Below are 4,035 nucleotides of genomic sequence, written 5' to 3'. Positions count from 1 at the left end.
GCGGAGGAGGGGGCAGAGGACCCGGGGGCTTCCGGCGGTGCCGTGTTTTCCGTGGATCCGTTTCCTGCAGATCTGGTACCTGCGGGCGCGTTTCCTGCCGGTGCGGCGCCGGCCGGTGCGGCGCGTCCGGGTGTGCCTGCACCTGCGCCGGGGCGCGTTGCAGTGGTGCCGGCCCAGTTGGTGCTGGCCCACTCTTCATCGCTGACGGCGCTGCTGACGTGGATGTCGTCAGGGACCGCAGCGGTTTCCCAGGCGTTGCTTTCGGGTACGTCGGCGGGTTCGGAGGGTTCCTGCGGCCAGTCCTCGGGCAGCGGTGCGCTGCTGCGCGTTGATCCGCCGCTGCGGGAAGGCACGCTGCCCGATGCTGCGGCTCCGGTGACGGCGCCGGACCCGCCTCGGTGTGATGTTGCGGCTCCGGTGACGGCTGCGGCGGGGGCCGCGCGCTCCGGACCGGTTTCCGGACGGGACGGAGCGGGGGCCGCGCGCTCCGGACCGGGTTCCGGACGGGACGGAGCCGCCGGAGGGATGTTCCAGACGGGTGCGCTGGCAGCGGGACCGGCGGCAGCTGCTGCGCCGGCGGCTGGTGCGCCGGTCTCCGGGCGCGGCTGCTGCGGTGCCGCCTGCTGCTGAGCCTGCTGCCGGTACTCCGCCTGCTGGCTCTGGGCCTGCGGGGAGGGCACGGCGCCCCGGTTTTGGACGGCAGCACTGGAGCCGTGCACGGGTTCAGTCTGCGGGGGCGCTGAAGGAGCCGGCACGGCTCCCTGCGGCTGTGCCGGTGCGGAAGACTGTGCCGGGGTCTGCGCCGGCGGGGTCAGCCGGCTACCAGCTTTTGGGCCGGGTTCACCCGCTGACGCGGTGCTGTCATGTACGGCGTTGACCTGGCAGTCCACGCCCAGGACCTGATGGATGGCCTTGCGGAGGTTCTCCAGATGGTCAGGGCGGTTGAAGTTGGTAGCAGCGCCGGGGTTGGAGAAGGCAAGCTCCAGAACCCGGCCGTCGAAGGAACGCGGCGAGGCGTTCTTGCTGACGTTGAGCCAGGTCGCCCGGCGAATGCTGGTCAGGGCGTCCATGATTTCCGGCCATGCGCGGCGGATCATTTCCACTTGGCCGGGGCCGGCAGCGGACGGGGCAGCGGATGTGCCGGTGGGTGCGCCCTGCTGGGCCTGCCCGGATGGAGCGGACTGGGGTGCTGCAGCGGCTGCTGGTGCAGTACCCGATGCGGCGGGTGCCTGGGCCGGATTAACCGGCTGACCCTGCTGGCCTTGGGGCTGCTGTACTTGGGGCTGCTGTACCTGGGGCGGCGCAGCGGAAGCGGGACCCTGCTGCTGGGCCGGACGCTGGTTGGACTGCGGGACCTGCTGCTGTGCGTGCTGGCCCTGCCCGGCGGACTGCTGCGAGGCGGCCTCCCGGGAAACGTCGTCCCAGGTCCGGCTGGGAGCAGGGGATGAGGGCACCGAGGCGGGCCCGGAAGGCGTTGCGGCGTCGGCCGGATGCGTACCGGACGCAGCGGGAGTGGCCGGCGCTGCGGGAGTGGCCCACGTTCCGCCCCAGTCCGCTGCTGCGTTGGAGGAAGCTGTGTCGGAAGCAGTAGTGGCAGCGGCCGGAGCTGACTCCGGTGCCGGAGCACCGGCGGCCGGTGCCGCCGGCTGTGAAACCTGCTGCTGCGCAGCGGCCGGCGCGGAAGCCTGGTTCTCAACCTGCGCCGTGCGCTGCGGGGCCAGGCCTGCGGGGGCCGGAGCGGCGTCGCCCGCGTAGCTCAGCCTGCGCTCGATCCGGTCTACCCGTGCCGCCGTGCCGCGTTCGGACTGGTCGGCGGCCGGAAGCAGGATCCGTGCGCAGAGCAGCTCAAGGTGAAGGCGTGGCGAGGTGGCGCCGGTCATTTCGGTCAGCGCCGTGTTGGTGATGTCGGCTGCCCGGGAAAGCTCTGCACCGCCGAACTGGGTGGCCTGCGTGCGCATGCGGTTGATCTGGTCCTCCGGCACACCGCGGAGCACAGCCGCAGCGGCGTCGGGCATGGCGTTGACCACGATCAGGTCCCGGAAGCGTTCCAGGAGGTCTTCCACGAAACGGCGGGGATCCTGTCCGGTCTGGATGACGCGGTCGATGCCGCTGAAGACGGTGGCGGCATCGCCTGCAGCAAAGGCGTCGACGACGTCGTCGAGCAGTGCCACATGGGTGTAACCCAGCAGGTTCACGGCCAGCTCATAATCCAGGCCGGATTCCCCGGCGCCGGCCATCAGCTGGTCCAGGACGGAGAGGGAGTCGCGGACGGATCCGCCGCCGGCCCGGATAACCAGGGACAGGACACCCGGCGCGACCGGCACGCCTTCCTGGACGCAGAGCTTCTCGAGGTACGCCAGCAGTGGCTCCGGCGGAACCAGCCGGAACGGGTAGTGGTGGGTGCGGGAGCGGATGGTGCCAATGACCTTGTCCGGCTCCGTGGTGGCGAAGATGAACTTGATGTGTTCCGGCGGCTCTTCCACGATCTTCAGCAGGGCGTTGAACCCGGCGGAAGTGACCATGTGGGCCTCATCGATGATGAAGATCTTGTAGCGGTCCCGCACCGGGGCGAAGGTGGCACGCTCGCGCAGGTCGCGGGCATCATCGACGCCGCCGTGGCTGGCTGCGTCGATTTCGATGACGTCGAGGCTGCCGGCACCGTTGCGGGCAAGCTCAACGCAGCTGTCGCACGTGCCGCAGGGGATCGGCGTCGGGCCCTGCGCGCAGTTCAGGCACCTGGCAAGGATTCGCGCAGAGGTGGTCTTGCCGCAGCCGCGCGGACCTGAGAAGAGGTAGGCGTGGTTGACGCGGTTCTTTGAGAGGGCCGCCATCAGCGGCTCGGTCACATGCTCCTGGCCGATCACGTCCGCGAAGCTTTCGGGACGGTAGCGGCGGTAAAGGGCTGTACTCACAGATAGAACCTTATCGGTTGGCACTGACGGTTCGCATCCGGGCCGGGGCGGTGGAAAACCCGCTGTTTCCGGATAAATTAAAGACCCCCCATGCACCTGCCAGAGCCCGCTTACCCTTGCTACCTTCCGGTCCTGGGGGAGTTCACAGGATGACACCACATGAGGGGCCGGGAACAAGTCTACCCGATATTTTCGGTGCCCTGTCCGGGGCATGCGGACCCCCGGGTGATGCCCGTTTGTGCGCTCCGCACGGCCGACGACGGCGGCATTCGGTCGCCCGGTCGGCTGCGGTCAGCGGGTGTGGTTGGGTATGCAGCCGGCAGGCACGCAGCAAGCAGGCGAAACGGCCGGATCGCTCCATCAGTGCCCGCCCCCGTGCCGGCACCGGGATCAGGCCGGCGCCTGTCTCCCCGTCTCCTGTATGGGGGCCCAGGGCGGCGGAGTACCCGGAGGCTGGCCGGCCTGCGTAGGGCACCGTGCCGGAGCTCCAAGCCCCGTCCTCTGCAAAGGGCCTCCTATATATGAGCGCTATGTATAGGAGGCCTATATGTAGGGGCCGCCTGTCTAGCAAGGGGTGACCGGAGCCTCACCGCACCGAGCTGTGCCGCCGCGGCGCGTGCCCTCCATATATAGGAGCCCTCAAAAGGGTGCGTATATAGGGGGCCTGCCAAAAACAGGTCTCGTTCACCGCACTGAGGAGGGGCCTGCGGGGCTCTGATGCGGGCTTTGATCAGGGCCGACAATTAGTCAGTCTGGTGACCATTCGCAGGGTGTCGCAGGACACGTCTTTTGGATTTGCGCAGCTGCCCGGAGGCCTGTAATGTTTTCTGAGTCGCCGCGGCCGGGACGCTCACGAAGCGCCCGAAGCATGGCGGCCAAACCCCAACTTTCTTTCGATGGTGGATCTGCTGCGCGCCTTGTGTGCCGGCGGGAAACCTGGGACTGGATGCTGGGTTCGGATGGGCTGGAATAGCCGGTTTGGTTGGAATTCTTCGGAATTCGCCGAATTGCTAAAACGGTCCGGATGGAATATGCTGGTAAAACACCACAGCGGTGCGAAAAGAAAAGAAAGTTCCCGGTTGGGAATGGTTTTTCTGAGTAGGCCGGATGTGCCTGTTGTTTG

The 4,035-nt window shown here is 68.1% G+C and carries 2 protein-coding genes and 1 other RNA gene; all 3 read right to left on the bottom strand.

What is annotated here, in order from left to right:
* Positions 1–2,912 (bottom strand): DNA polymerase III subunit gamma and tau (locus tag TVC13_RS17810; protein WP_422402464.1); only part of this gene is annotated, 2,912 nt, incomplete at its 3' end.
* Between the two features lie 76 nt (positions 2,913–2,988).
* An RNA gene (gene ffs / locus TVC13_RS17805) (signal recognition particle sRNA small type) lies at positions 2,989–3,084 on the bottom strand.
* A 678-nt stretch (positions 3,085–3,762) separates the two neighbouring features.
* Positions 3,763–4,035 (bottom strand): hypothetical protein (locus TVC13_RS17800; protein WP_422402463.1); only part of this gene is annotated, 273 nt, incomplete at its 5' end.

Source organism: Arthrobacter sp. 3Tela_A (genome assembly GCF_049311025.1).
Lineage (GTDB): Bacteria > Actinomycetota > Actinomycetes > Actinomycetales > Micrococcaceae > Arthrobacter_B.
Note: the sequence above shows the minus strand (reverse complement) of the source record. Positions and strands in the feature narration are given on the sequence as shown.